This is a genomic window from Pimelobacter simplex (assembly GCF_024662235.1).
Taxonomy (GTDB): domain Bacteria; phylum Actinomycetota; class Actinomycetes; order Propionibacteriales; family Nocardioidaceae; genus Nocardioides.
On sequence record NZ_CP096276.1, the window covers coordinates 1,104,637 to 1,129,615 of the forward strand.

Sequence of the window (24,979 nt, forward strand, 5' to 3'; positions counted from 1 at the left end):
AGGGTCAGCGGATGTCGTCGAGGAAGTACGGGTGCACCCGGCGCAGCGACGCGACCAGCGCGAGCAGCAGGTCCGGGCGGACCCCCGGGTGGCGCGGCGAGATCGAGAGCTGGAGGTAGATCGCGCGCAGCACCGCCTGGGCGTTGCCGGTGGCCCGGTAGGGGTCGCGGCCCGCGCGCGGCTTGGCCCGGGCGCCGCGCTCGAGGCGGACGATCCAGGGCTCCAGGACCGAGAGCGGGACCCGGTCGCGGCGCAGCACCTCGAGGACGGCGTGCGCGATCCGGTCGGGCTCGCCGTGCACGAGCGGCGGGGTGTCCGGGCTGAGCACCCGGTCGGCGATCACGTCGAGGAGCACGGTCAGCTCGGTCATCCCGAAGTGCCGGGAGCGGGCCAGCGCGGCGAGCGCGTCGGCACCGTGGGCCGCGGAGTGGGCCCAGCCCTTGCCGGGCACGAAGCCGCGCAGGTCGCGCTCGCGGACGTACCAGGCCGCGATCCGGTCACCCCAGTGCAGCACCCGGCTCGGGGGGAGCCGGCGGATCCGGGAGTCGCGCTCGATGCACTCGGCCAGGAGCAGCACCGAGAAGCTGCGCCGGAAGACGGTGTCGGTGTCCCGCTCGCCCAGGCCGGTGTTGAGCCCGGCGCACATCCCGTCGCCGAGGCCGGCCAGCAGGTCGTCGTAGACGCCGTGCTCGATCCAGGTCGCCAGGAACGAGTAGGCCAGGCCGTCGCGGACCTGCGGGTCCGGATCGCCCAGCATCTGGGTCAGCTGGGCGGTGAGGTCGCTCAAGGAATGGTCGGACGGCGGGCGTCGCTGCCCGTCGCGGAGGGCCTGCTGGAGGCGCGCCCAATCCACCGACACCATCACCAACCCACACACCCTCCGGACACTGCCGAAATCGTCGAGACCTGATCCCCCGGGCCCATCCTGCCAAACGAGGTGAAGTCCTCCCCAGTCGGGGACGTCTCCACGGGGTGAGATGGCCTAGGTTGGCGCCGTGCCCTCCCTGTCCGCGATCGCCCGGCGTCACACCGACCTCGACGAGGGCGACATCGCCTGGATCCAGCTGATCCAGGCCGACTGGCAGGTCATCGCGGACCTCTCGTTCGCCGACCTGGTGCTCTGGCTGCCCGACCGCGGGGGCGAGGGGTTCTGGGTGGGGGACCAGATGCGGCCCACGACCGGCCCGACGTCGTACGTCGACGACATCGTGGGGACCTTCTCGCCCGCGGGGCGTCGTACGCTCGTCGACGCGGCGTTCGAGCTCGGCCGGATCGCGCGCGAGGGCGACCCCGAGTGGCGCGACGAGGTGCCGGTGCGGGTCGAGGCGATCCCGGTGCGGCGCAACGGCCGGGTGATCGCGGTGATCAGCCGCAACACCAACCTGCTCGGCATCCGTACGCCGAGCCACCTCGAGATCAACTACCTCCAGGCCGCCTCGGACCTGGCCAACATGATCGCCTCCGGCTTCTTCCCGACCGAGGCCCAGCGCAGCGACCACGCCGACTCACCGCGGGTGGGCGACGGCTTCCTGCGGGTCGACGGCGAGGGCCGGGTCATCTACGCCAGCCCCAACGCGCTCTCGGTCTACCGCAAGCTCGGCCTCACCGGCGACCTCACCGGCCACCGGCTCACCGACCTGACCCGCGACCTGGTCCCGCCCAAGAAGCGCCCCGACGAGGAGACCCTCAGCGCCGTCCTCGGCGGCCGGGCGCACCGCGACACCGAGCTCGGCGCCTCCAGCGGCCCCGGCGACGGCGCCGCCCTCATCGTGCGCGCCATCCCGCTGCGCCCCAAGGGCGAGCACATCGGCGCCATCATCCTGCTGCGCGACGTCACCGACCTGCGCCGGCGCGACCGCGAGCTGGTCACCAAGGACGCCACCATCCGCGAGATCCACCACCGGGTGAAGAACAACCTCCAGACCGTCGCCGCCCTGCTCCGCCTCCAGGCGCGCCGGATCGGCTCGCCCGAGGCCGCCTCGGCCCTCGAGGAGGCGGTACGCCGGGTCGGCTCGATCGCCATCGTCCACGAGACCCTCAGCCAGGCCGTCGAGGAGACTGTCGCCTTCGACGACATCGCCGACCGCCTCGCCCGCCTGGTCACCGACGTCGGCGCGACCACGGCCCAGGTCCGGGTCCGCCGCGAGGGCAGCTTCGGCGTCCTCGTCTCCGAGGTCGCCACCCCGCTGGCCATGGTCGTCATGGAGCTCATGCAGAACGCCGCCGAGCACGGCTACGACATCGGCGGCTCGGGCGAGATCGTCGTGCGCGCCGCACGCCGGGGCGCCGTGCTCGAGGTCGCCGTCGAGGACGACGGCCGGGGCCTGCCCGCGGACTTCGACCTCGACGCCGCGACCAGCCTGGGGCTCTCGATCGTGCGCACGCTCGTGGAGTCCGAGCTCGGCGGTCACCTGACGCTCGGCCCGGCGCCCGACGGGGGCACCCGGGCGAGCTTCAGCCTGCCGGTGGAGTAGCGGGCGGGAGTTTCGCCGGTCGACCGGCGAAACTCCCGGCGGACCGACGAAGGTTCGTCGGCCAGGCGTGAGTTTCGTACGCCCAGTCGTGCTCCCGGCAGCGTGCTGCTGCCTGGCGTCACGCCGGAGACGCGCTGGCGCCGAAGATCAGACGGGGGTGCGGACGCGAGCGCGGGCGTTGCGCCGCTTGAGCGCGCGCCGCTCGTCCTCGCTGAGGCCGCCCCAGACACCGTGGTCCTGTCCCGCCTCCAACGCCCACGCGAGACACTGCTCGCGCACGTCGCAGCGTCGGCAGACCGCCTTGGCCTCCTCGATCTGGAGGATGGCAGGGCCGGTGTTGCCGATCGGGAAGAACAGCTCCGGATCCTCGTCGAGGCAGGCGGAGCGGTGTCGCCAATCCATGGGTGGGAATGCCCTCTTTCCAATGTACGCGCAGTGGGTGCCCGCTTCTTTCGGGCACGCGTGAAGCCGCAAAAGTGAAAGGCTTCACGATCGCTCCGGCAAGGTTTCCAAGGATTCGGCCACGAATCAAGCAATTCTCGTGGTCTCTTGGGTCACAAAGATGCAGACCCGGGTCCGGACGAGGCGTCCTCTACGCTGGCGGCCGTGACCGACCGGCCCGCCGCGCGCCCCGCGCCGAACCCGCCTCCGCTCATCGTGGCCGCCTCCGTGGCCGGTGTCCAGGGGGCCGTGCTGCTGCTCCTGGCGATCCTGGAGTTCGCCAGCGTGACCTCGGGACGGCTGGCGTTCGGGCTCTCCACGGCCGGCTTCTTCGCCGCGTACGGCGTCGTGCTGATCGCCGCGGCCGTCGCGCTGTGGCGGCGCCAGGGGTGGTCGCGGGGGCCCGTGCTCATCACCCAGCTGATCTTCCTGGGGATCGCCTGGAACCTGCGCGAGCACGTCCTGCTCGCGATCGTGCTGGCGGTGGTCGCGCTCGTGGTGCTGGCCGGGATGGTCAGCAAGGACACGATGGCCGTGCTCGACGGCACGGCCGACGCCGACGCCGACGACCCGGATCAGCCGTCGGCCTCCAGCGACTGACGCAGCTGGGCCAGCGTCCGGCTGAGCAGCCGGGAGACGTGCATCTGGGAGACGCCGATCTCCTCGGCGATCTGGGACTGCGTCATGTTCTTGAAGAACCGCAGGAGCAGGATCTTCTTCTCGCGCGCCGGGAGGTTCTCGAGCAGCGGCTTGACCGACTCGCGGATCTCGACGTGCTCGAGGCCGGCGTCGTCGACGCCCATGGCGTCGAGCATGCTCTGGCCGGCGCCGCCGTCGGAGTCGTCGTCGGTGGCGTCGAGGGAGAGCGTGGAGTAGGCGTTGCTCGACTCCAGGCCCTCGACGATCTCCTCGACCGAGCAGCCGATCGCCTCGGCCAGCTCGCGCGGCGTGGGGGAGCGGCCCAGGCTCTGGGTGAGCTCGGCGGTGCTGGCGGTGATCTGCATCCGCAGCTCCTGGAGCCGGCGCGGCACCCGGATCGCCCAGCCCTTGTCGCGGAAGTAGCGCTTGATCTCGCCGATGATCGTCGGCGTCGCGTACGTCGAGAACTCCACGCCGCGCTCGGTGTCGAAGCGGTCGACGGACTTGATGAGCCCGATCGTGCCGACCTGGACCAGGTCCTCGTAGGGCTCGCCGCGGTTGCGGAAGCGGCGCGCGCAGTGCTCGACGAGCGGCAGGTGCAGGTGGACCAGGGCGTCGCGGGCGGTGTCGCGCTCGGCGGGGGAGGCATCCTCGTCGCGGAAGACGACGAAGAGCTCGGCGCTGCGGCGCCGGGTCAGCTCGACGCCGGTGGGCGGCGGGGAGCCGCCCTCGGCGCCGTCCCGAGAAGTATCGGCGGTCATGCCGGGAGCGAGGACCGGACGACCAGGCGGACGGCGTAGCGGCCCGGTGCGGCGTCGATGGCGGCCTCGTCGGCGAGCGTCGCCAGCACCTGCCAGCCGAAGCTCTCGTAGTCCGGTGAGGACGGTGCGGCGGCGTCGGCGGCGATGCTCAGCGCGAGCCGGCCGGCGCCGAGCTCGAAGCGGCAGTCGAGGACGGCGCCCGCGTCGGCCTCGTCGAGCACCATCGCGGCGGCCTCGGAGACCGCGATGCGCAGGTCCTCGATGTCGTCCATGGTGAAGTCGACCCGGGCCGCGAGGCCGGCGGTCAGTGTGCGCAGGACCGAGGCGTACGCGCCGTCGGCGGGCAGCCGCAGCGCGACCTCGTCCGGCTCGTCGGTGACGCCACCGGCGGCGAGGGTGCTCGTCTCGGACATGCGGCTCCTCCGGGAAGGGGTGGACCAGGTCGGCTCAGCCTACGACAACGGCCGCGCCCCGAGGGGCACGGCCGCTGGTCCGCGGTACGACGGGCGTGGGACGCCGCCCGTCGTACGGCGGGGTGCTGCGTCGGTGACCAGGGAGGTGGCCACCGGAGGTGGTGCGTGCCGGACGTCAGTCCAGCAGGGCGCCCAGGCCGAGGCCCACGAGGAGCGGGCGCAGGTTGAGCAGGTCGACGACCGTCTTGAGGCCGAGGAGGTCGACCAGTGCGCCGATGCCGAGGCTGTCGAGGATCTCGCCGAGGAAGGCGAGCAGGTTGCCGTCGGTCGGCTCGGTGGGCAGCGTCGGGCCCTCGCCGCGCTCGCAGGCGGCGAACGCGCGGGTGGTGGTGGAGACCGCGGTGGCGGCCTTGGTGCGCACGACCTTGGCCCGGTTGAGCTTCTTGTTGGCCTTCTTGAGGGCCTTCTTGTACTGGACGACCTTGCGCGGGTGGTGGGCGCGCTTGGCCTTCTTGATCTTCTTCTTGAGCTTGGCGACCTTCGCCTTGAGCTTGGTGACATTCGCCTTGGCCGTCGTGTGCGTCGACGTGGCGATCTTGTAGGCCTGGAACTGCACGGTGCAGTTCGGAGCCCGCTCGGCGGTGCGCTCCGCCGTCGGGGCGGGGGCGGCCGAGGCGACCGGGGCGGCGGCCAGGGTGAGGCCGAGTGCGACGGCGATGCCGACGATCATCTTCGAAATGGCACGGAGCATGCCGGGTTCTCCCTCCGGTGAGCCGGGCGCCGTCAGTGTCCCTCCGGACGACGACCGGACATGGTGCCGGGCTCAGGGGGGATGCCCGGCGGGGGTCACCCTAGGGGAACTTTGGCGGGCCGTCACCAGGAAGAACCGGGAAAGTGTCCTGGGTCACACGGGACGATGGTCCCGGACGCGACCGAGCCCCCGGAGCAGGCGGCTCCGGGGGCTCGGCGCGGTTTCGCAGCGGCGCACCTCAGGGGTGCAGCAGGCCGCCCAGCCCGAGCAGGTCGAGCAGGTCGTCGAGCCCGGTGCCGTTGAGCAGGTCGCCCAGCGTGCCGAGGCCGAGGCCGTCCAGCAGGGTGTCGAGCAGGTCACCCAGGCCGAGGGTCACCAGCAGGCCCTCGACGATGTCCAGCAGGTCGGTCGGGTTGGTCGGGAGACCGCCCGCGACCAGGTCGCACAGCGGCTTGGCCTGCGGGAACTGCGCGCACAGCAGTCCAATCGGGTTGGCGGTCGAGCCGCCGGGGATCAGGTTGGCGAGCGCGTCGCACAGCGGCTGGGGCAGACCCGCGGTGCACAGCGCCTGGATCGGGCTCTCCGCGCCGTTGGCCGGCTGGCCGGCCTGGCAGCGCGCCAGCGACCGTGCGGTGTAGGTCCGGGTGACCCCGACCTGGCGGCGGTACTCCGCCTTGGCCCGCAGCGACTTCTTCGCCTTGCGCAGCTTCTTGGTGAGCTTCTTGGCCTGCTTCTTGTGGTGGGCCTTCTTGGCCTTCTTGACCTTCTTGGTCAGCTTCTTGACCTTGGCCTGCGCGGCCTTGGTCGAGCGGTCCGCGGCGCTGTAGGCCGAGTTGGCCCGGTTGTTGGCGGCGATCTGGCGGCTGCAGTCGGGTGCGTTCGCCGCGGCGGACGCGGTCCCCGCGGCTGCCGGCGCGGCGGACGCCACCGGCGCCGAGGCGAGGGTCAGGCCGAGTGCGACGGCGAGGCCGACGAGCATCTTCACAAGGGCGCGATTCATCGCGGGGTGTCTCCCTCCGGTTGGACCAGGACGCCGTCGCAGTTCTCCCTCCGGACGACGACCCGGCAGTTCTCCCGGGCGCTGGGGGCCCGGGATGCGCTGACCGTAGGCGAGGGCACGGCCCGAGCGCCGGAAAAACGGGAAACCGCGCACCGGTACGGTGCGCGGTCTCCACAAAGAGGACGAAGGTCGGGGTCGACCTAGTCCCGATGGGCCAGGAAGGTCAGGCCTTCTTGGTCTGCCGGAGCTGCGCTCCGGCTCGGGCTCACTTCTTCGTCTCCCAGAAGATCTCGGCGATCTCGTCGATCTTGGCGAGGAGCTCGTCGGCCTTGGCCGCGTCGAGGGTGCCCTTGGTGCCGGTCGCGCCGGCCAGCTTGGTGGCCTCGTTGACCAGCGTGTGGAGCTGGGGGTACTTCTCGAAGTGCGGGGGCTTGAAGTAGTCGGTCCACAGCACCCAGAGGTGGTGCTTGACCAGCTCGGAGCGCTGCTCCTTGATGAGGATCGCGCGGGTGCGGAAGTCGGGGTCGTCGCTGTCGTTGGCCTTGGCGATGACGGCCTTGATCGACTCGGCCTCGATGCGGGCCTGGGCGGGGTCGTAGACGCCGCAGGGCAGGTCGCAGTGGGCGGCGACCTCGACGGTGGGCGCGAAGATGCTGGTGAGACGCGAGAACATGTGGGTCCTCTCTCTGGTCTGGCGGGGGAACGGACGTACGGCTGCGACACTACTCGTCATGGATCCGCAGGCAACGGCAGGCCGGGCGCTGGGACGCCGGATCGGCCTCGCGGTCGTCGTGGGTGACTCGATGCTCCCGACCCTGCGTCCCGGCGACCGCCTCCTCGTCACGTACGGCGTCCGGGTGCGCGCCGGGCGGGTGGTGGTCGCCCGGTTCGCGGACGGCACGCTCGTGGTCAAGCGGGCCACCGAGCGCCGGGGGAGCGGCTGGTGGCTGCGCGGGGACAACCCGGACCCGCAGGTGGGGGTCGACTCGCGCCATCGCGGGCCGGTGCCGGACGCGGCCGTCCTGGGCGTGGTCCGGGGCCGTCTCTGGCCGCGGCCCCGGAGGCTCGGCGCGTTCGCGGATGTGAAAGGATGAACGATCGTGGCTGACACTTCCTCTTCGCACCCGTACGCGGGTGAGCCGGTCTTCGATCTGCACCTCGGCGGGAAGATGGCGACCGTACCCACGGCCGACGTCAGCACCAAGGACCAGCTCTCCCTCGCCTACACCCCCGGCGTCGCCGAGGTGTGCGAGGCCATCGCGGCCGACCCGGCGCTGACCCGGCACTACACCTGGGTCCCCAACACGGTCGCCATCGTCACCGACGGCACCGCCGTGCTCGGTCTGGGCGACATCGGCCCGGCCGCCGCGATGCCGGTGATGGAGGGCAAGGCGGTCCTGTTCAAGCAGTTCGGCGGCGTCGACGGCATCCCGATCTGCCTGGCGACCACCGACGTCGAGGAGATCATCGAGACCGTCGTCCGGCTCGCGCCGAGCTTCGGCGGCATCAACCTCGAGGACATCTCGGCCCCGCGTTGCTTCGAGATCGAGGACCGCCTCAAGGAGGCCCTCGACATCCCGGTCTTCCACGACGACCAGCACGGCACCGCCGTGGTCACGTTGGCCGCCCTGGTCAACGCGCTCAAGCTCACCGGCCGCAACGCCGAGTCGACCCGGGTGGTCATCTCCGGCGCCGGTGCTGCGGGCGTGGCGATCGCCAAGATCCTGCTCGCCGCGGGCATCAAGGATATCGCGGTCACCGACCGCAAGGGCGTGGTCAGCTCCGACCGCACCGACCTCACGCCGTCCAAGAAGGCGCTCGCCGAGCTCACCGCCGACCAGTGCGGACGCCGCGGCACGCTCGCCGAGGCCTTCGACGGCGCCGACGTCTACATCGGCGTCTCCGGCGGCACCGTGCCCGAGGAGGTCGTCGCGACGATGGCCGACGACGCGATCATCTTCGCCATGGCCAACCCGAACCCGGAGGTCCACCCCGACGTGGCCCACCGGCACGCGCGGGTCGTGGCGACCGGACGCTCGGACTTCCCGAACCAGATCAACAACGTGCTGGCCTTCCCGGGCATCTTCCGGGGCGCCTTCGACGTCCACGCGAGCGCGATCACCGAGGGCATGAAGGTCGCCGCCGCCGACGCGCTGGCCGCCCTGGTCGGCGACGACCTGTCCGAGGACCTGGTCATCCCGTCGCCCTTCGACCCCCGGGTCGGACCGGCCGTGGCGGCCGCTGTGGCCGACGCCGCACGCCGAGACGGTGTCGCCCGCATCTGATTCGCGGATAGCGTCGGCGTCATGCTCGCCGTCTACGCCGACTCCTTCGCCAGCTCCGCCGACGACCCGCTGACCGGCCTCGTGGTCGGTGAGCGGCCCGACCCGGTCGTCCCCGACGGGTGGACGACCGTGACGGTCAAGGCCGCCTCGCTCAACCACCACGACCTCTGGTCGCTGCGCGGCGTGGGCCTGCGGGCCGAGGCGCTGCCGATGATCCTGGGCTGCGACGCGGCCGGGTACGACGAGGACGGCAACGAGGTCGTCGTCCACGCGGTCGTCTCCGACCCCGACTGGACCGGCGACGAGACCCTCGACCCGCGCCGCTCGCTGCTCTCGGAGCGCTACCAGGGCACGCTCGCAGAGCGGGTCGTCGTCCCGCGGCGCAATGTCGTGCCCAAGCCGGCCTCGCTGTCGTTCGAGGAGGCCGCGTGCCTCCCGACCGCCTGGCTCACGGCGTACCGGATGCTCTTCACCCAGGGCGCGCTCAAGGCCGGCGACACCGTCCTGGTCCAGGGCGCCGGCGGCGGCGTGGCCACCGCGCTCATCGCGCTCGCCCGGGCCGGCGGCCTGCGGGTGCTCGCCACCAGCCGCGACGAGGCCAAGCGCGCCAAGGCGCTCGAGCTCGGCGCCCACGAGGTCTTCGAGTCCGGCGCCCGGCTCCCGATCAAGGTCGACGCGGTCATGGAGACCGTCGGCCGGGCGACCTGGACCCACTCGGTGCGCGCGCTGCGCCCCGGCGGCAAGATCGTCATCTCCGGCACCACCTCGGGGCCGAACCTCGACGACGCCGAGCTGACCCGGATCTTCTTCACCCAGCTCAGCGTGATCGGCTCGACGATGGGCACCCGTGGCGAGCTCGCCTCGCTGGTCAACCTGCTCGACAGCACCGGCCTGCGCCCGGTCATCGACCGCACCCTGCCGCTGGAGCAGGCGCGCGACGGATTCGCCGCGATGGCGGCCGGCGACGTCTTCGGGAAGATCGTCTTCACGCGCTGAAAACCGTTGGCGGGAATCACTGTCGGTGCTTCAGGATTGAATCCTGACAGTGCCCCGGCCGCGAGCGATGAATTCTCTCGGCCGGAACTGTCGAAAAGGTGTCGTCTCGTTCGTGGAACAGATGAAGCGACGGCCACACCGATTCGTCCGGCATCACCTGGTCGGCCACCGCTGGACCATGCCACCCAACCGATAGGACCTGTCATGACCGCGCCCACCGGGCCTACCGAGACCGGCGACATCGCCGAGTTCGAGCAGGAGTTCACCAGCGCACCGCCTGGGCGGACCCCCCTCGTGATCAAGCTCTTGGTCGCGGCGACCTTCGTCGTGATCCTCAACGAGACCATCATGGTCAACGCCGTGCCGCGGCTCATGGCCGACTTCCAGATCACCTCGACCACCGCCCAGTGGGCGCTGACGGTCTTCATGCTGACGATGGCCTCGGTCATCCCGGTGACCGGCTGGTTCCTGCAGCGGGTGACCACCCGCACGGCGTACGCCACGGCGATGACGACGTTCAGCATCGGCACCGTGATCGCGGCGGCCGCGCCGACGTTCGGTGTGCTGCTGGTGGGCCGCGTGGTCCAGGCCGGCGGTACGGCGGTCATGATGCCGCTGCTGATGACCACCCTGATGACGGTCGTCTCCGCCCAGGACCGCGGCCGGGTGATGGGTCAGGTCACGCTGGCCATGTCCTGTGCGCCGGCCCTCGGCCCGGCCGTGTCGGGCATCCTGCTCGAGCTCGGCTCGTGGCGCCTGATCTTCGTCGCGGTGCTGCCGATCGCGGTGCTGGTCGGCTTCTTCGGCCACCGCCAGCTCGTGAACGTCGGTGAGACCACCACCAGCCCGGTCAGCTGGCTGAGCGTGGTGCTCGCGGCCGGCGGTTTCAGCAGCTTCGTCTACGGCCTGAGCAAGGTCGGCAACGCCGAGTGGCCCGAGCCGACCGCCCTGATCGGCGCAGGCGTCGTGCTCATCGCGCTGTTCGCGATCTACCAGGTCCGCCTCCAGCGCGACGAGCGCCCGCTGCTCGACCTGCGCACCCTGCTGCACCGCAACTACGCGGTCTCGCTGGTCCTCATGGCCGCCGGCTTCATGGCCTTCCTGGGCTCGATGATCCTGCTGCCGCTCTACCTCCAGGACCTGCGCGGGCTCACCGAGCTCCAGACCGGCCTGATGGTGATGCCCGGTGGCCTCGCCATGGGTCTGCTCGGCCCCCAGGTCGGCAAGGTCTACGACCGGATCGGCGCTCGCCCCCTGGTCATCCCGGGCTCGATCGCCATGGTCGCGCTGCTGTTCGGGCTGAGCCGGATCGGCGCCGAGACGCCGTACGCCGTGATCGTGGTGCTGCACGTCGCGCTGATGGCGAGCCTGGCCACGGTGTTCACCCCGGTGTTCACCATCGGCCTGGGCGACCTCTCGCCGCAGCTCTACTCCCACGGCAGCTCGCTGCTGGGCACGCTCCAGCAGGTCGCCGGCGCGATCGGCACGGCGCTGCTCGTAGTGATCATGACCAACCGCACCGAGCACCTCGCCAAGGCCGGCGAGCACCCGGTCGACGCGTTCATGGGCGGCCTGCAGTGGGCCTTCGCGACCGGCGCCGTGATCGGTGTCGTGGTGGTCGCGATGGCGCTGCTGCTGCCGGGCAAGTCCGACCTGCCCGCGGCCGATGGCCACGGCGGTCACTGAGCCGGTACGACGAACGAACGGCCCGGTCCCCTCGCGGGGGCCGGGCCGTTCGGCGTCTCGGGCTAGCGCTGCTCGTCGAGGAAGTCGTCGAGCAGCGGCCAGCTGACCTCCGCGGCCCGGGGCCCGGCGACCAGGCCGAGGTGGCTGAGCCCGTCGGCGGCGGCGTAGCGCGCGGTCGGGACCACGCCCGGTCCGGCAGCGACGGCCGGGCCGTCGGCGATGTTGTCGGTGGCGCTGCCGACGAAGAGCACCGGCGTGCGCACGTCGGCCAGGTGGATCTCGCGGCCCGGGGTGAGCCGCACGGTGCCCGAGGCGAGCTCGTTGCGGACCATCAGCCGGGTGTGGATCTGGTGGTAGGCGCGGCCCGGGTAGCCGGGCATCTCGCCGATGAACCCGTCGATCGCCGAGGTCCGCGCGAGCGCCTCGGTGTCGAGGATGTTGCGGGCCAGGTGCACGGCCTTGGTCAGCTCGCGCTTGGGCGCCATCGCCCGGTAGCTGGCCCGGACCAGGTGCCGGGGTACGCCACCGAGGGCCGCGGTCGGCGCGGTGACGGCGCGGGTGCCGAGCAGCCGGTCGGCGACCACGAGCGGCTGGATCGCGGGGATCCTCGTGTAGTCGATGGGCGTGCCGAAGGCGGTCAGCGAGGCGATCGGCAGGTCCGGGTGCGCAGCGGCGGTGAGCAGGCTCATCGTGCCGCCCAGCGACCACCCGACGAGGTCGACGCCGTCGACCGGGTCACCGGCGGCGGCGTGGTCGTGGAGCACGGCGTGGATCGCGGTCGGCAGGATGTCGTCGATCCAGGCCTCGAAGCCCAGGGCCCGGTCGGCGAAGGTGATCTGCCCGTAGTCGACCAGGTACGTCGCCCGCCCGCTCGCGACCAGGTGCGCGGCCAGGCTCTGGCCCGGGCGCAGGTCGAAGCAGCGCGCGGACACCGCCAGCGGCGGCACCAGCAGCACCGGCCGGGGCGCGGTGGCCGAGGCGGTGCGGTCGTAGCGGACCAGGCGGCGGTGCGGCTCGTCGGAGAGCACGGTGGCCGGCAGGCCGTCGTACTGCTCGATGCCGGCGCCGAGCGGCGAGAGCGCCCACGCGTTGCGGGCGGCGGTGGTCGCGGCGGTGGTCAGGGTGTCGACGGAGGCGGGCACCGCGACATGGTGTCGGTCGCGGTGCACGCCCGTCCACCGAACGTGACGCGTCTGACTACTGGCGAGTAGCCCTCAGAAGCAGGGGACGACGTCCTGGGCGCCGAACACGCCGCGGTAGACCCGCTCCTGGGTGCGGGGGAGCACCGCGGTCTGCGGGCTGGCCCAGGCCAGCGTGGTCAGCGCCGGGCCGCCGTTGCCGGCGATGCGCTGGCGGCGGGCCTCGACGCGGAAGACGACCCGGTCGGCGCGGGTGCCGGCGTAGCAGGCCGAGCCCTGCCGCTTGGTCCGCGCCACGGCGGGCGTGACCTCGGCGCCGGCGGCGACGCCGCGGTAGCGCAGGGTCACGATCGCCTGGAAGCCGGACGGGTGCGGCGTGCTCGCCTCCCAGGTGCCGGTGATGCCGATCGACAGGCCGCGGGTGCGGTGCGAGGGCACCGAGAAGACGACCTTGCCGTCGTGCACGCGCCGGACCCGGCTGCTCCACCACGAGTGGCGCAGGCCCTGCTGGAGGAACACCTCGCAGCCCTCGCAGTCGGCGACCTTGACCACGACCTTGGTCCGGTGCGGAGCGGCGGCAGGGGCGGGGGAGGTGCCGAGGGCGAGCAGCCCGGCGACGAGGGCGAGCAGCGGCACGAGGAGGGCGAGAGGCCGGAGCGGGCGGAGGGTGCGGGACATGGGGGAGGACTCCTGGTGGTCGTGGGTGGGAAGGTGCACCAGGGGAGACGCCGCCGGGCGGCGTTTGGTCTCGGCCGGAGGCCCTCAGTCGCGCGACTTCCAGTTGCGGGCGCCGACGAGCAGCATCCGCAGCTGGGTCCGGGTGGCGTCGGCGATCCGGCGCTCGGCGGCCGAGCCGGGCTCGGCGCCGACCAGGCGCTCGGCGGTGGTCACCATGGCGCCCACGATGAGTGCCGAGAGGGTCTGCAGGTCCGGCTCGGACCAGACGTCGGTCCCGGGCAGGTGGGCCAGGTCGGTGGCGAGCTCGCGCTCGGCCAGCTCGATGCCGTGGGCGATCGCGGAGCGCACCCCAGCCGGACCGGCGAACCGCTCGCGGGCGAGGAAGGCGAAGTGGGCGTGGTGGCGGCGTACCTGCTCGACGAGGACGTCGACCGAGCCGTCGATGATCGTGCCCGCGTCCTCGCCCGCCGTACGGCGCAGCTCGCGCAGCAGCGCGCGCAGCGTGTCGAGCGACTCCTCGACGAGCGCGAGCCCGAGGTCCTCGATCGAGGGGAAGTGCCGGTAGAAGGCGGTCGGCACGATGCCGACCTCCTTGGCCACCTGGCGCAGCGAGAGCGCCACGAGCGTGGTGTCGTCGCAGAGCGCGAGCGCGGCGTCGAGGATCGCGCGGCGGGTCCGCTCCTTGCGCTCCACGCGGCTCTCGGTCATGGGCCCGAGTCTACGTGAGTGAACATGTGTGCACTGTCACGCGGTGGGGTCGTTGACGCCTCCGGCGCCGACGGGTGAAGGTTTGGGTGTACAGACGTACACCGAAACTTCCGCCAACGAAGTCGAAGCCCCGAAGGAGGCGCGCATGTCCGCGCTCATCTCCCCGCCGGCTCCCGGCGGCCCTGTCGGGCGGCTCCTGCGCTCGCGGCTCGCCGCGGCGCTGGCCACCCCGCACAGCGTCGACCGGTACCTCGAGCGGTTCAACCCGATGTGGGCCGCGCACGAGGTGCGGGCCCGCGTCGTGTCCGTCCACCGCGAGACCACCGGGACCGACACGGCCCCGGTCGCCACGCTGACCCTCCAGCCCACCAGCACCTGGCGCGGGCACCGCGCCGGCCAGCACGTCCTGGTCGGTGTCGAGCTCCCGGGCTCGGCCAAGCGGCTGACCCGCGCGTTCTCGATCTCCTCGGCCGCCTCGGCGCCGGGGGAGCAGATCACGCTCACCATCCGCGCGCACGACGAGGGGCAGGTCTCGGCGTACCTGGTGCGCGAGGCGCAGCCGGGCACGATCCTGCACCTGAGCCAGGCGCAGGGGGAGTTCACCCTCCACGAGAGCCCGGCCACCCCGACCACCAACCACCTGCTGCTCATCACCGGCGGCTCCGGGATCACCCCGGCGATGTCGATGGTGCGCACCCTCCTGCGCGACGGGTACGACGGCCACGCCGGGCGCAAGGTGACCTTCCTGCACTTCGCCCGCAGCGCCGAGGACCAGATCTTCGCCGACGAGCTGGCCGCGATCGCGGCCGCCGACAACGGCGTCGACGTCCAGCTGCGCCACGGCGACGCGCTGTTCAGCGCCTTCGAGCTGCGCCGGCTGGTGCCGGCCTACCGCGAGACCGACACCTGGCTGTGCGGTCCCGCGGGTCTGGTCGAGCTGGTCAAGGACGCCTACACCGACGCCGACGGCACCCTGGCGCCGCGGCTGCGGATGGAGTTCTTCAAGCCCGCCGTCGCCCGCGCCGCCCAGCCCGCCGACGGCGCCGAGCTCGCCGGTGAGGTGACCTTCACCCGCTCGGGCGCGAGCGCGCCCGCCTCGGGCACCAGCCTGCTGGAGCAGGCCGAGGAGCTCGGCCTGAAGCCCGAGTTCGGCTGCCGGATGGGCATCTGCTTCTCCTGCACCCGCACCAAGACCGCCGGCACCGTCCGCAACGTCCTCACCGGCGAGGAGTCCTCCCTGCCGGACGAGGAGATCCGCATCTGCGTCACCACCGCCGCCGGTGACTGCCACATCGACCTCTGAGGAGCCCTGATGAGCACCGACACCCTGACCCCCGGCCCCCTGGCCGACGAGAAGTACCACGGCCTCACCGCGGCGCAGATCGACGAGCTCGGCACCGAGCTCGACGCCCTGCGCCAGCGGATCATCGCCGACCTCGGCGAGGCCGACGCGGAGTACCTGCGCAAGGTCGTCACGACCCAGCGCAAGATGGAGATCGCCGGCCGTGCGCTGTTCTACCTGCCGGTGATCGGCTGGCTGCCGGCCGTCGCCTGCCTGAGCGTGTCGAAGATCCTCGACAACATGGAGATCGGGCACAACGTCATGCACGGGCAGTACGACTTCCTGGGCGACCCGGCGTTCAACTCCCGGATGTTCGACTGGGACACCGTGTGCCCCGGCGAGCAGTGGAAGTACAGCCACAACTACATCCACCACACGTTCACGAACATCGTGGGCAAGGACCGCGACGTGGGCTACGGCATCCTGCGGATGGACCCGGACCAGAAGTGGCACCCGTACTACCTGGGCAACCCGCTCTACGCGTTCCTGCTGATGACCTTCTTCGAGTGGGGCGTCGCGCTGCACGACCTCGAGGTCGAGAACATTGTGTCCGGCAAGCGCACGCTCGCCGACAACAAGCCGCTCTACCCGGGCCTGATGCGCAAGATCCGGCGCCAGGCGCTCAAGGACTACGTGCTCTTCCCGGCGCTGACCGGACCGCTGTTCCCGCTCACCTTCGCGGGCAACGCGGTGGCCAACCTGGTGCGCAACGTGTGGGCCTTCAACATCATCTTCTGCGGGCACTTCCCGGCCGGCGTCGCGTCGTTCTCCGAGGAGGAGATCGCGAACGAGACGCGCGGCCACTGGTACCTGCGCCAGATGCTCGGCTCGGCCAACATCAAGGGCAGCAAGCTGATGCACCTGATGAGCGGCAACCTCTCGCACCAGATCGAGCACCACCTCTTCCCGGACCTGCCGGCCCGGCGCTACCCCGAGATCGCGGGCGAGGTGCAGGAGATCTGCGAGCGCTACGGCCTGCCCTACAACACCGGCCGGCTGCACCAGCAGCTGTTCAGCGTGTTCAAGAAGATCGTGCGCTACTCCTTCCCCGGCGGTACGGCGAAGCCCGCTCCCGTGCGCGGCCCCGAGGCCGTGACCGACGACTCGTTGGCAGCCTGAGCCCGCGCGGGGGAGACTGACCGGCATGACCGACGGACGCGACCGCCTGACCCGGGGCGAGATCACCAAGGACGCGCTCCAGGCGGGCGCCGAGGCCGCGGCCCACACCGTCGGCGAGGTCGCGACCATCGTGACCCGCGCCGTCGGTGAGGTGGCCTCGGCGGTCGGCGGCTTCGCCACGGAGATCTTCGAGATCCGCGACTCCTCGCGCCGGGCCCTGGCCGACCAGGTCGAGGAGATCGGCGACGACGAGGCGCCGCCGGCCTCACTCGAAGTGCAGCCGGAAGCCTGACATCCGGAAGGAGCCGAGCTGCCGGGCCCCGCGCAGGAAGCCCAGCGGGCCGTCGGCGGCGAAGCTCCACCGGCCCCGGCACGGCAGCGCCTTGGCGGTGCCCTTCATCACGACGTCGGCGGTCTCCGGGTGCTCGGCGATGCCGGGCTGCTCGACCCGGCCCGAGAAGGGCACCCGCAGCGCGGCCCGGGAGACGTCGGTGAAGCGGGCCTCGACGATCGGCCGCCGCTCCAGCGTCGCGGACCAGTCGGTCGAGGTGACCGGGCCGCGGAACGACGTCTCGAGGTCGAAGTCGCACAGGTCCTTGGGGATCGCCCAGAGCTCGCGGCCGCCGGCCTGGGAGGCGGGGGAGTCGACCCAGATGTCGGTGATGGTCACCGCGCCCTTGCCGGCCCGGTCCTTGACGGTCCGGGCGACCAGGAGCTCGTGGTAGGTCAGCGGGCTCGGCTCCTCGTAGGAGACCAGCGCGACGCCGTACGTGCCGGCGGGGTGGCGCTCGTCGGCGGCCTCGCGGAGCCGGAAGGCCGTGAGCCACATCGAGCCGTGCATGTGCCACGGCGCGGGGGGATAGACGTTCACGACTCGGGTTCCTCCTCGAGCAGGAGCTGGGCGGTCTGCTCCAGCTCGGCTTCCATGGCGGCGGGCAGGGCGTCGGTGAGCTCGTCGGCGATCGGGCTCTCCGCGCGCGGGCCGAGCCCGGCGGCGGCGCGCTCGACGGCGGCGCCGACGTCGATCAGCGTCGCCTGGCGCACGTAGGGCTGGTCGAGCTCGCGGGTGACGTACTTGGCCACGAAGCGGCGCAGCTCGCCCTCGACGTTGGCGGCCCGGCTGGTCAGCGACGCGCGCAGCCCCTGCGCCTTGAGCCGTACGACGACCTCCGCCGGGCTGGGCGGCGTGACGTCGAGCGCGATCGCCAGGTCCGCGCGGGCGTGCGCGGTGATCACGAGCGGCACGGTGATGGCGGCGTCGAAGCGCTGCTTGTCCATGCCGAGGTCGATGGTGAAGACGAGCTCGACGGGCAGGTCGACGTGGAAGGCGACCGGGTCCGCGCCGACGCGCTGGCCGGTCGCGGTGCCGATCCGGCCCTGGGCGGTCACCTTGGCGATCCGGCCCGGGCCCACACCCATCGGGCCGACGTCGATCGGGCGCCCGGCCAGGACGTTGACCCCGCGCAGCACCCGCTCGGCGGTGACCGCGGTCGCGAAGAACCGCTCGCCCCAGGCCGCGTAGTCGATCCGGTCCTCGCTCACGCGGGTGACCCTAGGGCATGGCGCGCGGTCCCGTGGCGAGTCCTCGCGTGACGAGCTCGAGGGTGCGCTCGATCGCGGTCTCGCGCTCGGCGGCGCCGAGGCCCGACAGCGGCCCGTCGATGAGCAGCATCGCCAGCCCGTGCACGGCCGCCCAGGGCCCGGCCTCGGCGTCGGGCCGGTCCTCGGGGGCGAGGTAGCCGACCGCGACCAGCTCGTCGAGCATCTCGCCCAGCAGCACGTACGGCGCCGGGTCGTTCATGCCCTCCTCCTCGTCGCCGAGCCGGCCGGTGAAGCAGGTGCGGAAGACGCCGGGCTCCTCGACCGCGAACCGGATGTAGCCCAGCCCGGTCGAGCGCAGCCGGGCCAGCGCGCGCACGACGGGGTCGCCGTCGGTGGGCACCTGGGCGAGGAACTCGGCCATCGCGGCGACCATGCCGTCCATCGCCAGGGCGCGCGCGGCCTCGAGCAGGTCGGCCTGGTTCTCGAAGTGCCGGTACGCCGCGGTGGGGGTGACCCCGACCTCGCGGGCCGCGCCCCGGATCGTCACCGCGTCGGGGCCGCCGGTCGCGGCCAGCTCGGCGGCGGCGCGGACGAGGGCGTTGCGCAGGTCGCCGTGGTGGTAGCTGCGCTTGGCCGGTGTCGAGGTGCTCACGAGAGACATGTTGACACCCGTACACATCCGTGCCAAGTTAACGGCAGCAAAGTTTACGGCCACACACATTCGAGGAGAGGGCCATGTTCCGCAGGATCGGCACACTCGTCACCACCCGTGCCCGGTGGGTCCTCGGGTTCGGCGTCCTCGCCGTGCTCGTCGCCGCCTGGGTCGGCGTCGGTGCCTTCGGCAAGCTGGAGACCCAGGGCTTCGACGACCCGGCGTCCGACAGCAGCCGGGCCGCCGCGCTGCTCGCGGACCGCTTCGGCGGCTCCGCCGACTACGTCTTCGTCGTCGCGGCCGCCGACGGCGACGTCGACAGCCCCGCCGCGGCGGCCGCGGGCACCGCCCTGACCGAGCGGCTCCGCGCGGACCCGGCGCTGGCCGACGTGGCGTCGTACTACGACGCGCACGCGCCGCCGCTGCGCTCCACCGCGGGCGGGCACGCCCTGATCACCGCCTCGATCGCGCCCGGCGCCGAGGCGGACCCGGGCGCCGTCCTCGACGCGTACGCCGGCACGGACGGCCCGATCGACGTGCAGGTCGGCGGCTCCGAGGTGGTCGGCGAGGAGATCGGCGGCCAGATCGGCAAGGACCTCGGGCTCGCCGAGAGCATCGCGATCCCGCTCATCCTGGTGCTGCTCGTGCTCGCCTTCGGCAATGTCGTCGGCGCGCTGGTCACCCTCGGCATCGGCCTGGTCGCGATCCTCGGCACCTTCGCCGAGCTGTCCGTGCTCGGCTCGATGACCGACGTCTCGATCTACGCGGTCAACCTCACCACCGGCCTCGGCCTGGGCCTGGCCGTCGACTACGGCCTGCTCATGGTGGCCCGGGTCCGCGAGGAACGCGCGGCCGGGCACGGCCACGACGCCGCCGTGCGGCGCGCGGTCGAGACCGCCGGGCGCACCATCGTCTTCAGCGCCACCACGGTCGCGGTGGCGCTCGCCGCGCTGCTCGTCTTCCCGATGTACTTCCTGCGCTCGTTCGCCTACGCCGGCATCGGGGTCATGCTCATCACCGCGTTCAGCGCGGTGCTGATCCTGCCCGCCGGGCTGTTCCTGCTCGGCGACCGGATCGACGCCTGGCGGGTGCCCAAGGTGCGCGGCATCCGTGGCGAGGAGGCCCCGTCGTGGGCCCGCCTGGCCCGGTTCGTCGTACGGCGTCCGGTGCTGAGCGCGCTGCCCGTGCTCGCCGGTCTCGTGGTGCTGGCCCTGCCGCTGGCCGGGATCTCCCTCGGCACGCCCGACGACCGGGTGCTGCCCACGAGCGCGTCGAGCCGCCAGGCCGGCGACGCGCTGCGCGCGGAGTTCGCCGGTGACGGCACCCACCCGATCCAGGTGGTCACCACCGCCTCGCTCGGGGAGGCCGCGCTGGCCGACTACGCCGCCCGGCTCGGCGACCTGCCCGACGTCGTCCGGGTCGACACCACCCCGGGCCGCGACGCCGACCTGCTCTCGGTCGTCACCGACCTCGACCCGCGCTCGGCGGCCGCCCGCGACCTGGTCCAGGACGTGCGCGGCGTGGCGCCGCCCTCCGGTGCCGAGGCGCTCGTCGGCGGCGCGTCGGCCGAGCTGCACGACCAGATGACCGGGATCGGCGATCGGCTCCCGCTGGTCGCGGGCTGGCTGGTGCTGAGCACGCTGGTGATCCTGTTCCTGTTCACCGGCAGCGTGATCCAGCCGATCCGGGCGCTGCTGCTCAACGCGGTCGGCCTGGCCGCCACCCTCGGCGCGATGGTCTGGGTGTTCCAGGACGGCCACCTCTCCGGCGTCCTGGGCTTCACCCCGCAGCCGATGGACTCCTCGATGATGGTGCTGCTGTTCTGCGTCGCCTTCGGCCTGTCGATGGACTACGAGGTGTTCGTGATGGGCCGGATCAAGGAGATGCGCGACCGCGGCCTGGGCAACGAGGAGGCGCTCGTACACGGCCTGGCCCACACCGGCCGGATCGTCAGCACCGCCGCGGCGCTCATCGCGATCAGCTTCTTCGCCTTCCTGGTGAGCTCGGTGAGCTTCATCCAGTTCTTCGGGCTCGGCACCGGGCTGGCGATCCTGATCGACGCGACCCTGATCCGGGGCGTGCTCCTGCCGGCCGCCGTACGGCTGCTGGGGGAGCGGGCCTGGTGGGCCCCGCGCCCGCTGCGTGCCCTGCACCGCCGGGTCGGTCTCTCGGAGACCGCGCCGGCCTGAGCGCAGACGCCGACGGCCCGGAGGACCAGGTCCTCCGGGCCGTCGGCGTACTGCGTCGGGTCAGTCCTCCGGGTCGTCGAGCCGGGCCAGCCAGGTGGCGAAGCGCTCGATCGGCGTCTCGAAGTCGGGGTGCACGTCGACGAACTCCTGGAGCCGCTCGCCGAGCCAGGCCAGGGTGACCTCCTCGTCGCCCCGGCGCTGCTGGAGCTCCTCGATACCGCGGTCGGTGAAGTACATCAGCTGAACGCGCGCTCGATCAGGTCGGCCTGCTCCGCCGCGTGCCGCTTGATGGTGCCGACGGCGGTGGTGGAGGAGGACGCCCGGGTGATCGGCTCGACCGCACGGCCCAGCTCGGGCACCACGTTGAGGTGGTACGACGGCCACGGCCCCTGGTTGAAGGGCTCGTCCTGGACCCACTTGACCTGGGCGTTCGGGTACTTGGCCAGCTCGGCCTTGATCGCCTCGGTCGGCCACGGGTAGAGCTGCTCGACCCGCAGGATCGCGACGTCCTCGCGCTCGCTCTTCTTGCGCTCGACCATGAGGTCCCAGGTGAGCCGGCCCGAGACCAGCAGCACGGTGGAGACCTTGGCCGGGTCGGCGCTCGCGTCGCCGATCACCGGGCGGAAGTCACCGCTGGTGAAGTCGGCCGGCTGCGAGGCCGCCTCCTTGCGCTTGAGCATCGACTTCGGGGTGAAGACGATGAGCGGCTTGTGCTCGCCGCCGAGCGAGTGCCGGCGCAGCAGGTGGAAGTACGACGCGGGCGTCGACGGCTGGGCGACGACCATGGACTCCTCGGCGCACAGGGTGAGGAAGCGCTCGATGCGCGCCGACGAGTGGTCGGCGCCCTGGCCCTCGTAGCCGTGGGGAAGCAGGAGCACCACACCGGAGTCCTGGCCCCACTTGGTCTTGCCCGCGGAGATGTACTCGTCGATGACCGACTGGGCGCCGTTGACGAAGTCGCCGAACTGGGCCTCCCACAGCACCAGCGCGTCGGGACGCGCCACCGAGTAGCCGTACTCGAAGCCGAGGGCGGCGTACTCGGAGAGGAGGCTGTCGTAGACGAAGAACTTCGCCTGCTCCTCGGTGAGGTTGGCCAGCGGGGTCCACTCGTCGGCGTTGTGCCGGTCGATGATCGTCGCGAAGCGCTGCACGAACGTGCCCCGGCGCGAGTCCTGGCCGGCCAGGCGGACCGGGCGGCCCTCCATGAGCAGCGAGCCGAAGGCGAGGATCTCGCCGGTGCCCCAGTCGATCGGGCCGTCGGCGATGGCCGCGGCGCGACGCTGCAGCTGGGGCATCACCTTGGGGTGGACCGTGAAGCCGTCGGGCGGGGTGACGTAGGCGTCGGCGATCCGCTTGAGCACCTCGGCCGAGACGGCGGTCTGGGTCTCGCCCGCGGTCTTGTCCGGGTAGTCGGGGACGGTCGTCCACTCCTTGGGCGCCGACGACGCCTCGCGGACCTCGGTGAAGACGCGCTCCAGCTGCTGCTGGTAGTCGCGCAGGACCTGCTCGGCCTCCTCGATCGTGATGTCACCACGACCGATGAGCGACTCGGTGTAGAGCTTGCGCACCGAGCGCTTCTGCTCGATCAGGTCGTACATCAGCGGCTGCGTGTACGACGGGTCGTCGCCCTCGTTGTGCCCGCGGCGGCGGTAGCAGACGAGGTCGATGACGACATCGCTGTGGAACGTCTGGCGGTACTCGAAGGCCAGCCGCGCGACACGGATGCAGGCCTCCGGGTCGTCGCCGTTGACGTGGAAGATCGGCGCCTGGACCATCCGGGCCACGTCGGTGGCGTAGAGGGTCGAGCGCGACGAGCCCGGCGAGGTGGTGAAGCCGACCTGGTTGTTGATGACCAGGTGGATCGTGCCGCCCGTGCGGTAGCCGCGCAGCTGGGAGAGGTTGAGCGTCTCGGCGACCACGCCCTGGCCGGCGAACGCGGCGTCGCCGTGCAGGAGCAGCGGCAGCACGGGGAACTTCTCGCCCTGGTTGAGCACGTCCTGCTTGGCCCGCGCGATGCCCTCGAGGACCGGGTCGACCGTCTCGAGGTGCGAGGGGTTGGCCGCGACGGAGACCTTGATGGTCTCGCCGGTGCCGGCCACGAAGGCACCCTCGGCGCCGAGGTGGTACTTCACGTCGCCGGAGCCCTGGACCGTGCGCGGGTCGATGTTGCCCTCGAACTCGCGGAAGATCTGGTTGTAGGACTTGCCGACGATATTGGCCAGGATGTTGAGCCGGCCACGGTGGGCCATGCCGATGGTGACCTCGTCGAGGCCGGCCTGGGCGGCCGCCTCGGCGATCTCGTCGACGACCGGGACGGTCGTCTCGCCACCCTCGAGCGAGAACCTCTTCTGACCGACGAACTTGGTCTGCAGGAAGGTCTCGAACGCCTCGGCCTGGTTGAGCTTGAGCAGGATCCGCAGCTGCTCCTCGCGCGGGGGCTTGCTGTGCGGCTGCTCGACGCGCTCCTGGATCCAGCGACGCTGGTCGGGGTCCATGATGTGCATGTACTCGATGCCGGTGGTGCGGCAGTAGGAGTCGCGCAGGATGCCGAGGATGTGGCGCAGCTTCATGAAGCGCCGGTCGCCGCCGCCGAAGGAGCCGGTCGGGAACTCGCGCTCGAGGTCCCACAGCGTCAGGCCGTGCGACTCGATGCGCAGGTCGGGGTGGCTGCGCTGCTTGTACTCGAGCGGGTCGGTGTCGGCCATCAGGTGGCCGCGCACGCGGTAGGCGTGGATCAGCTCGAGGATGCGCGCCTGCTTGTCGATCTCGTCGTCGTGCGAGGTCGCGATGTCGTTGTTCCAGCGGATCGGCTCGTACGGGATGCGCAGCGCGCGGAAGATCTCGTCGTAGAAGCCGTCCTGGCCCAGCAGGTAGCGGTGCACCTGGCCGAGGAACTCACCCGACTGCGCGCCCTGGATGACGCGGTGGTCGTAGGTCGAGGTCATCGTCATGATCCGGGAGATCGCGTTGCGCGCGATGGTCTCCTCGGAGGCGCCCTGGAACTCCGGCGGGAAGTCCATCGAGCCGACGCCGATGATCGCGGCCTGGCCCTGCATGAGGCGCGGCACCGAGTTGTTGGTGCCGAGGCCGCCGACGTTGGTGAGGCTGACCGTCGTGCCGGAGTAGTCCTCCATGGTCAGCTTGTTGTCCTTGGCCTTGCGCACGATCTCCTCGTACGCCGTCCAGAACTGCGCGAAGTCCATCGACTCGCACGCCTTGATGCTCGGCGCCACCAGCTGGCGGGTGCCGTCCTTCTTCTGCTGGTCGATGGCCAGGCCCAGGTTGATGTGGGCCGGCGTGACCATGGTCGGCTTGCCGTCGATCTCGTCGAAGGTGTTGTTCATCGCCGGCAGCGCCTTGATCGCCTTGACGATCGCGTAGCCGATGAGGTGGGTGAACGACACCTTGCCGCCGCGGGCGCGCTTGAGGTGGCTGTTGATGACGATGCGGTTGTCCCACAGGAGCTTGACCGGGATGTTGCGCACCGAGGTCGCCGTCGGGACCGACAGCGAGATGTCCATGTTCTTGGCCGTGGCGGCCGGGATGCCACGCAGCACGGTCAGCGTCGGCTCGTCGCTGGCGGTGACCGGCGCGGGACGCGGGGCGTCCTTGGGGGTCGGCTTGGGGGCGTCGGCCTTGGGCGGCGTCGGCGTCGTCGTGGAGGCAGGGCTGACCTGGGGAGCGGGGGTCGCCTTGGGCGTGGGCGCGGCCTGCGCGGCCGGCGCCGCGGGGCGGCCGGCGCCGCAGGAGCCGCGGCCGCGGCGGGCGCGGCCGGGGCGGCGGTGGTGGCCGTCGTGGTCGTCGTCGCCGTCGCGGTGACGCCGTTGGTCTTGAAGTAGGCGGCCCAAGCAGCATCCACGCTGCCCGGATCGGCCTCGAACCGCTCCTTCATCTCCTCCACGAGCCACTCGTTGGCTCCGAAGTCCGCAGGAACGGGTGATCCGGTGGACTGGTCTGACGACTGCGTCACGACGTGCTTCGCCTCTTCCGATGAGCTGCTCCGACCCGCGTACCGGTAGCGGGTGCTGTCGACCGCCAAGGCTAGTCCCATGCCGAAGCAAATACCGACCCTCGGTCACCCTTTGAGGCAGGGTGTTGCGCATCAGACATTCCGCCCGGGTACCGGGGGTGGAGCGAACGGGGGTGTCGAAGGTGCTACGCAGA

24 protein-coding genes and 1 pseudogene are annotated in these 24,979 nt (G+C 71.8%); 10 read left to right on the top strand and 15 right to left on the bottom strand.

What is annotated here, in order from left to right:
• Positions 1-4 precede the first annotated feature (4 nt).
• Positions 5-787, bottom strand: coding sequence for a DUF2785 domain-containing protein (locus tag M0M48_RS05200; RefSeq protein ID WP_252373359.1), 783 nt, complete (start codon positions 785-787; stop codon positions 5-7).
• A gap of 208 nt (positions 788-995) precedes the next feature.
• Here M0M48_RS05200 and M0M48_RS05205 point away from each other — a divergent pair, with 208 nt between their 5' ends.
• Positions 996-2,474, top strand: coding sequence for a sensor histidine kinase (locus M0M48_RS05205; RefSeq protein WP_215815350.1), 1,479 nt, complete (start codon positions 996-998; stop codon positions 2,472-2,474).
• A gap of 147 nt (positions 2,475-2,621) precedes the next feature.
• On the opposite strand, the gene M0M48_RS05210 is transcribed toward M0M48_RS05205, so the two are convergent.
• Positions 2,622-2,876 carry a WhiB family transcriptional regulator gene (locus M0M48_RS05210; protein ID WP_038678054.1) on the bottom strand — a complete coding sequence of 85 codons (255 nt, stop codon included), beginning with the start codon at positions 2,874-2,876 and terminating at the stop codon, positions 2,622-2,624.
• Positions 2,877-3,080: 204 nt separating this feature from the next.
• On the opposite strand from M0M48_RS05210, the gene M0M48_RS05215 reads away from it, so the two are divergent.
• A complete protein-coding gene (locus M0M48_RS05215; protein ID WP_257750323.1) occupies positions 3,081-3,515 on the top strand; it encodes a hypothetical protein in 435 nt (144 codons plus the stop codon).
• Here M0M48_RS05215 and M0M48_RS05220 read toward each other — a convergent pair.
• The 5 genes from M0M48_RS05220 to sodN form a co-directional block, all read right to left on the bottom strand.
• Entirely contained in the window at positions 3,491-4,315 is an 825-nt protein-coding gene (locus M0M48_RS05220; protein ID WP_257750324.1) for an RNA polymerase sigma factor SigF, read from the bottom strand. The two genes, M0M48_RS05215 and M0M48_RS05220, sit on opposite strands and share 25 nt — an antisense overlap.
• On the bottom strand, positions 4,312-4,728 hold the full coding sequence (locus tag M0M48_RS05225; RefSeq protein WP_257750325.1) for an anti-sigma factor: 417 nt from the start codon (positions 4,726-4,728) through the stop codon (positions 4,312-4,314). Before M0M48_RS05225 ends, M0M48_RS05220 begins: the two co-directional genes overlap by 4 nt.
• A 175-nt stretch (positions 4,729-4,903) precedes the next feature.
• Positions 4,904-5,479 (bottom strand): hypothetical protein, encoded by a 576-nt coding sequence (locus M0M48_RS05230; protein WP_215815346.1) that lies wholly within the window; start codon positions 5,477-5,479, stop codon positions 4,904-4,906.
• 238 nt (positions 5,480-5,717) lie between these two features.
• The gene (locus M0M48_RS05235) at positions 5,718-6,479 is read right to left on the bottom strand and encodes a hypothetical protein (RefSeq protein ID WP_257750326.1); all 762 of its coding nucleotides are present in this window, start codon (positions 6,477-6,479) and stop codon (positions 5,718-5,720) included.
• Positions 6,480-6,744: 265 nt separating this feature from the next.
• The gene (gene sodN / locus M0M48_RS05240) at positions 6,745-7,152 is read right to left on the bottom strand and encodes a superoxide dismutase, Ni (RefSeq protein WP_215815344.1); all 408 of its coding nucleotides are present in this window, start codon (positions 7,150-7,152) and stop codon (positions 6,745-6,747) included.
• Between the two features lie 58 nt (positions 7,153-7,210).
• Between sodN and M0M48_RS05245 the strand changes: the two genes are divergently transcribed.
• From M0M48_RS05245 to M0M48_RS05260, 4 genes are all read left to right on the top strand, one after another.
• A complete protein-coding gene (locus M0M48_RS05245) occupies positions 7,211-7,573 on the top strand; it encodes a S24 family peptidase (RefSeq protein WP_257750327.1) in 363 nt (120 codons plus the stop codon).
• Between the two features lie 75 nt (positions 7,574-7,648).
• A complete protein-coding gene (locus M0M48_RS05250; RefSeq protein WP_215815657.1) occupies positions 7,649-8,764 on the top strand; it encodes an NAD(P)-dependent malic enzyme in 1,116 nt (371 codons plus the stop codon).
• A gap of 21 nt (positions 8,765-8,785) precedes the next feature.
• Complete coding sequence (locus M0M48_RS05255; protein WP_257750328.1) at positions 8,786-9,760, top strand: zinc-binding dehydrogenase; 975 nt, start codon at positions 8,786-8,788, stop codon at positions 9,758-9,760.
• Positions 9,761-9,964: 204 nt separating this feature from the next.
• A complete protein-coding gene (locus M0M48_RS05260) occupies positions 9,965-11,446 on the top strand; it encodes a DHA2 family efflux MFS transporter permease subunit (RefSeq protein WP_257750329.1) in 1,482 nt (493 codons plus the stop codon).
• 62 nt (positions 11,447-11,508) lie between these two features.
• On the opposite strand, the gene M0M48_RS05265 is transcribed toward M0M48_RS05260, so the two are convergent.
• The 3 genes from M0M48_RS05265 to M0M48_RS05275 form a co-directional block, all read right to left on the bottom strand.
• Entirely contained in the window at positions 11,509-12,588 is a 1,080-nt protein-coding gene (locus M0M48_RS05265; protein WP_257750330.1) for an alpha/beta hydrolase, read from the bottom strand.
• Between the two features lie 72 nt (positions 12,589-12,660).
• Positions 12,661-13,263, bottom strand: coding sequence for a hypothetical protein (locus M0M48_RS05270; RefSeq protein ID WP_257750331.1), 603 nt, complete (start codon positions 13,261-13,263; stop codon positions 12,661-12,663).
• Between the two features lie 84 nt (positions 13,264-13,347).
• The gene (locus M0M48_RS05275) at positions 13,348-13,971 is read right to left on the bottom strand and encodes a TetR family transcriptional regulator (RefSeq protein ID WP_257750332.1); all 624 of its coding nucleotides are present in this window, start codon (positions 13,969-13,971) and stop codon (positions 13,348-13,350) included.
• 145 nt (positions 13,972-14,116) lie between these two features.
• Here M0M48_RS05275 and M0M48_RS05280 point away from each other — a divergent pair, with 145 nt between their 5' ends.
• From M0M48_RS05280 to M0M48_RS05290, 3 genes are read left to right on the top strand one after another with little or no spacing between them, the layout of a single operon-like run.
• The gene (locus tag M0M48_RS05280) at positions 14,117-15,274 is read left to right on the top strand and encodes a flavin reductase family protein (protein WP_257750333.1); all 1,158 of its coding nucleotides are present in this window, start codon (positions 14,117-14,119) and stop codon (positions 15,272-15,274) included.
• 9 nt (positions 15,275-15,283) lie between these two features.
• Positions 15,284-16,432, top strand: a complete 1,149-nt coding sequence (locus M0M48_RS05285) for a fatty acid desaturase family protein (protein WP_257750334.1) — start codon at positions 15,284-15,286, stop codon at positions 16,430-16,432.
• Between the two features lie 25 nt (positions 16,433-16,457).
• A complete protein-coding gene (locus M0M48_RS05290; RefSeq protein ID WP_215815336.1) occupies positions 16,458-16,724 on the top strand; it encodes a hypothetical protein in 267 nt (88 codons plus the stop codon).
• Here the strand turns inward: M0M48_RS05290 and M0M48_RS05295 are convergent.
• From M0M48_RS05295 to M0M48_RS05305, 3 genes are read right to left on the bottom strand one after another with little or no spacing between them, the layout of a single operon-like run.
• Entirely contained in the window at positions 16,698-17,303 is a 606-nt protein-coding gene (locus M0M48_RS05295) for an acetoacetate decarboxylase family protein (RefSeq protein ID WP_257750335.1), read from the bottom strand. The genes M0M48_RS05290 and M0M48_RS05295 overlap by 27 nt on opposite strands.
• On the bottom strand, positions 17,300-17,974 hold the full coding sequence (locus M0M48_RS05300) for a hypothetical protein (RefSeq protein WP_257750336.1): 675 nt from the start codon (positions 17,972-17,974) through the stop codon (positions 17,300-17,302). Before M0M48_RS05300 ends, M0M48_RS05295 begins: the two co-directional genes overlap by 4 nt.
• Before the next feature lie 10 nt (positions 17,975-17,984).
• Positions 17,985-18,626 carry a TetR/AcrR family transcriptional regulator gene (locus M0M48_RS05305; RefSeq protein WP_257750337.1) on the bottom strand — a complete coding sequence of 214 codons (642 nt, stop codon included), beginning with the start codon at positions 18,624-18,626 and terminating at the stop codon, positions 17,985-17,987.
• A gap of 83 nt (positions 18,627-18,709) precedes the next feature.
• Here M0M48_RS05305 and M0M48_RS05310 point away from each other — a divergent pair, with 83 nt between their 5' ends.
• Positions 18,710-20,815 carry an MMPL family transporter gene (locus M0M48_RS05310; protein WP_257750338.1) on the top strand — a complete coding sequence of 702 codons (2,106 nt, stop codon included), beginning with the start codon at positions 18,710-18,712 and terminating at the stop codon, positions 20,813-20,815.
• Between the two features lie 60 nt (positions 20,816-20,875).
• Here M0M48_RS05310 and M0M48_RS05315 read toward each other — a convergent pair whose 3' ends face one another.
• Positions 20,876-21,052, bottom strand: a complete 177-nt coding sequence (locus M0M48_RS05315) for a DUF6104 family protein (RefSeq protein ID WP_170222502.1) — start codon at positions 21,050-21,052, stop codon at positions 20,876-20,878.
• A pseudogene (locus tag M0M48_RS05320) lies at positions 21,052-24,707 on the bottom strand (multifunctional oxoglutarate decarboxylase/oxoglutarate dehydrogenase thiamine pyrophosphate-binding subunit/dihydrolipoyllysine-residue succinyltransferase subunit). Before M0M48_RS05320 ends, M0M48_RS05315 begins: the two are co-directional and overlap by 1 nt.
• Between the last annotated feature and the right edge of the window lie 272 nt (positions 24,708-24,979).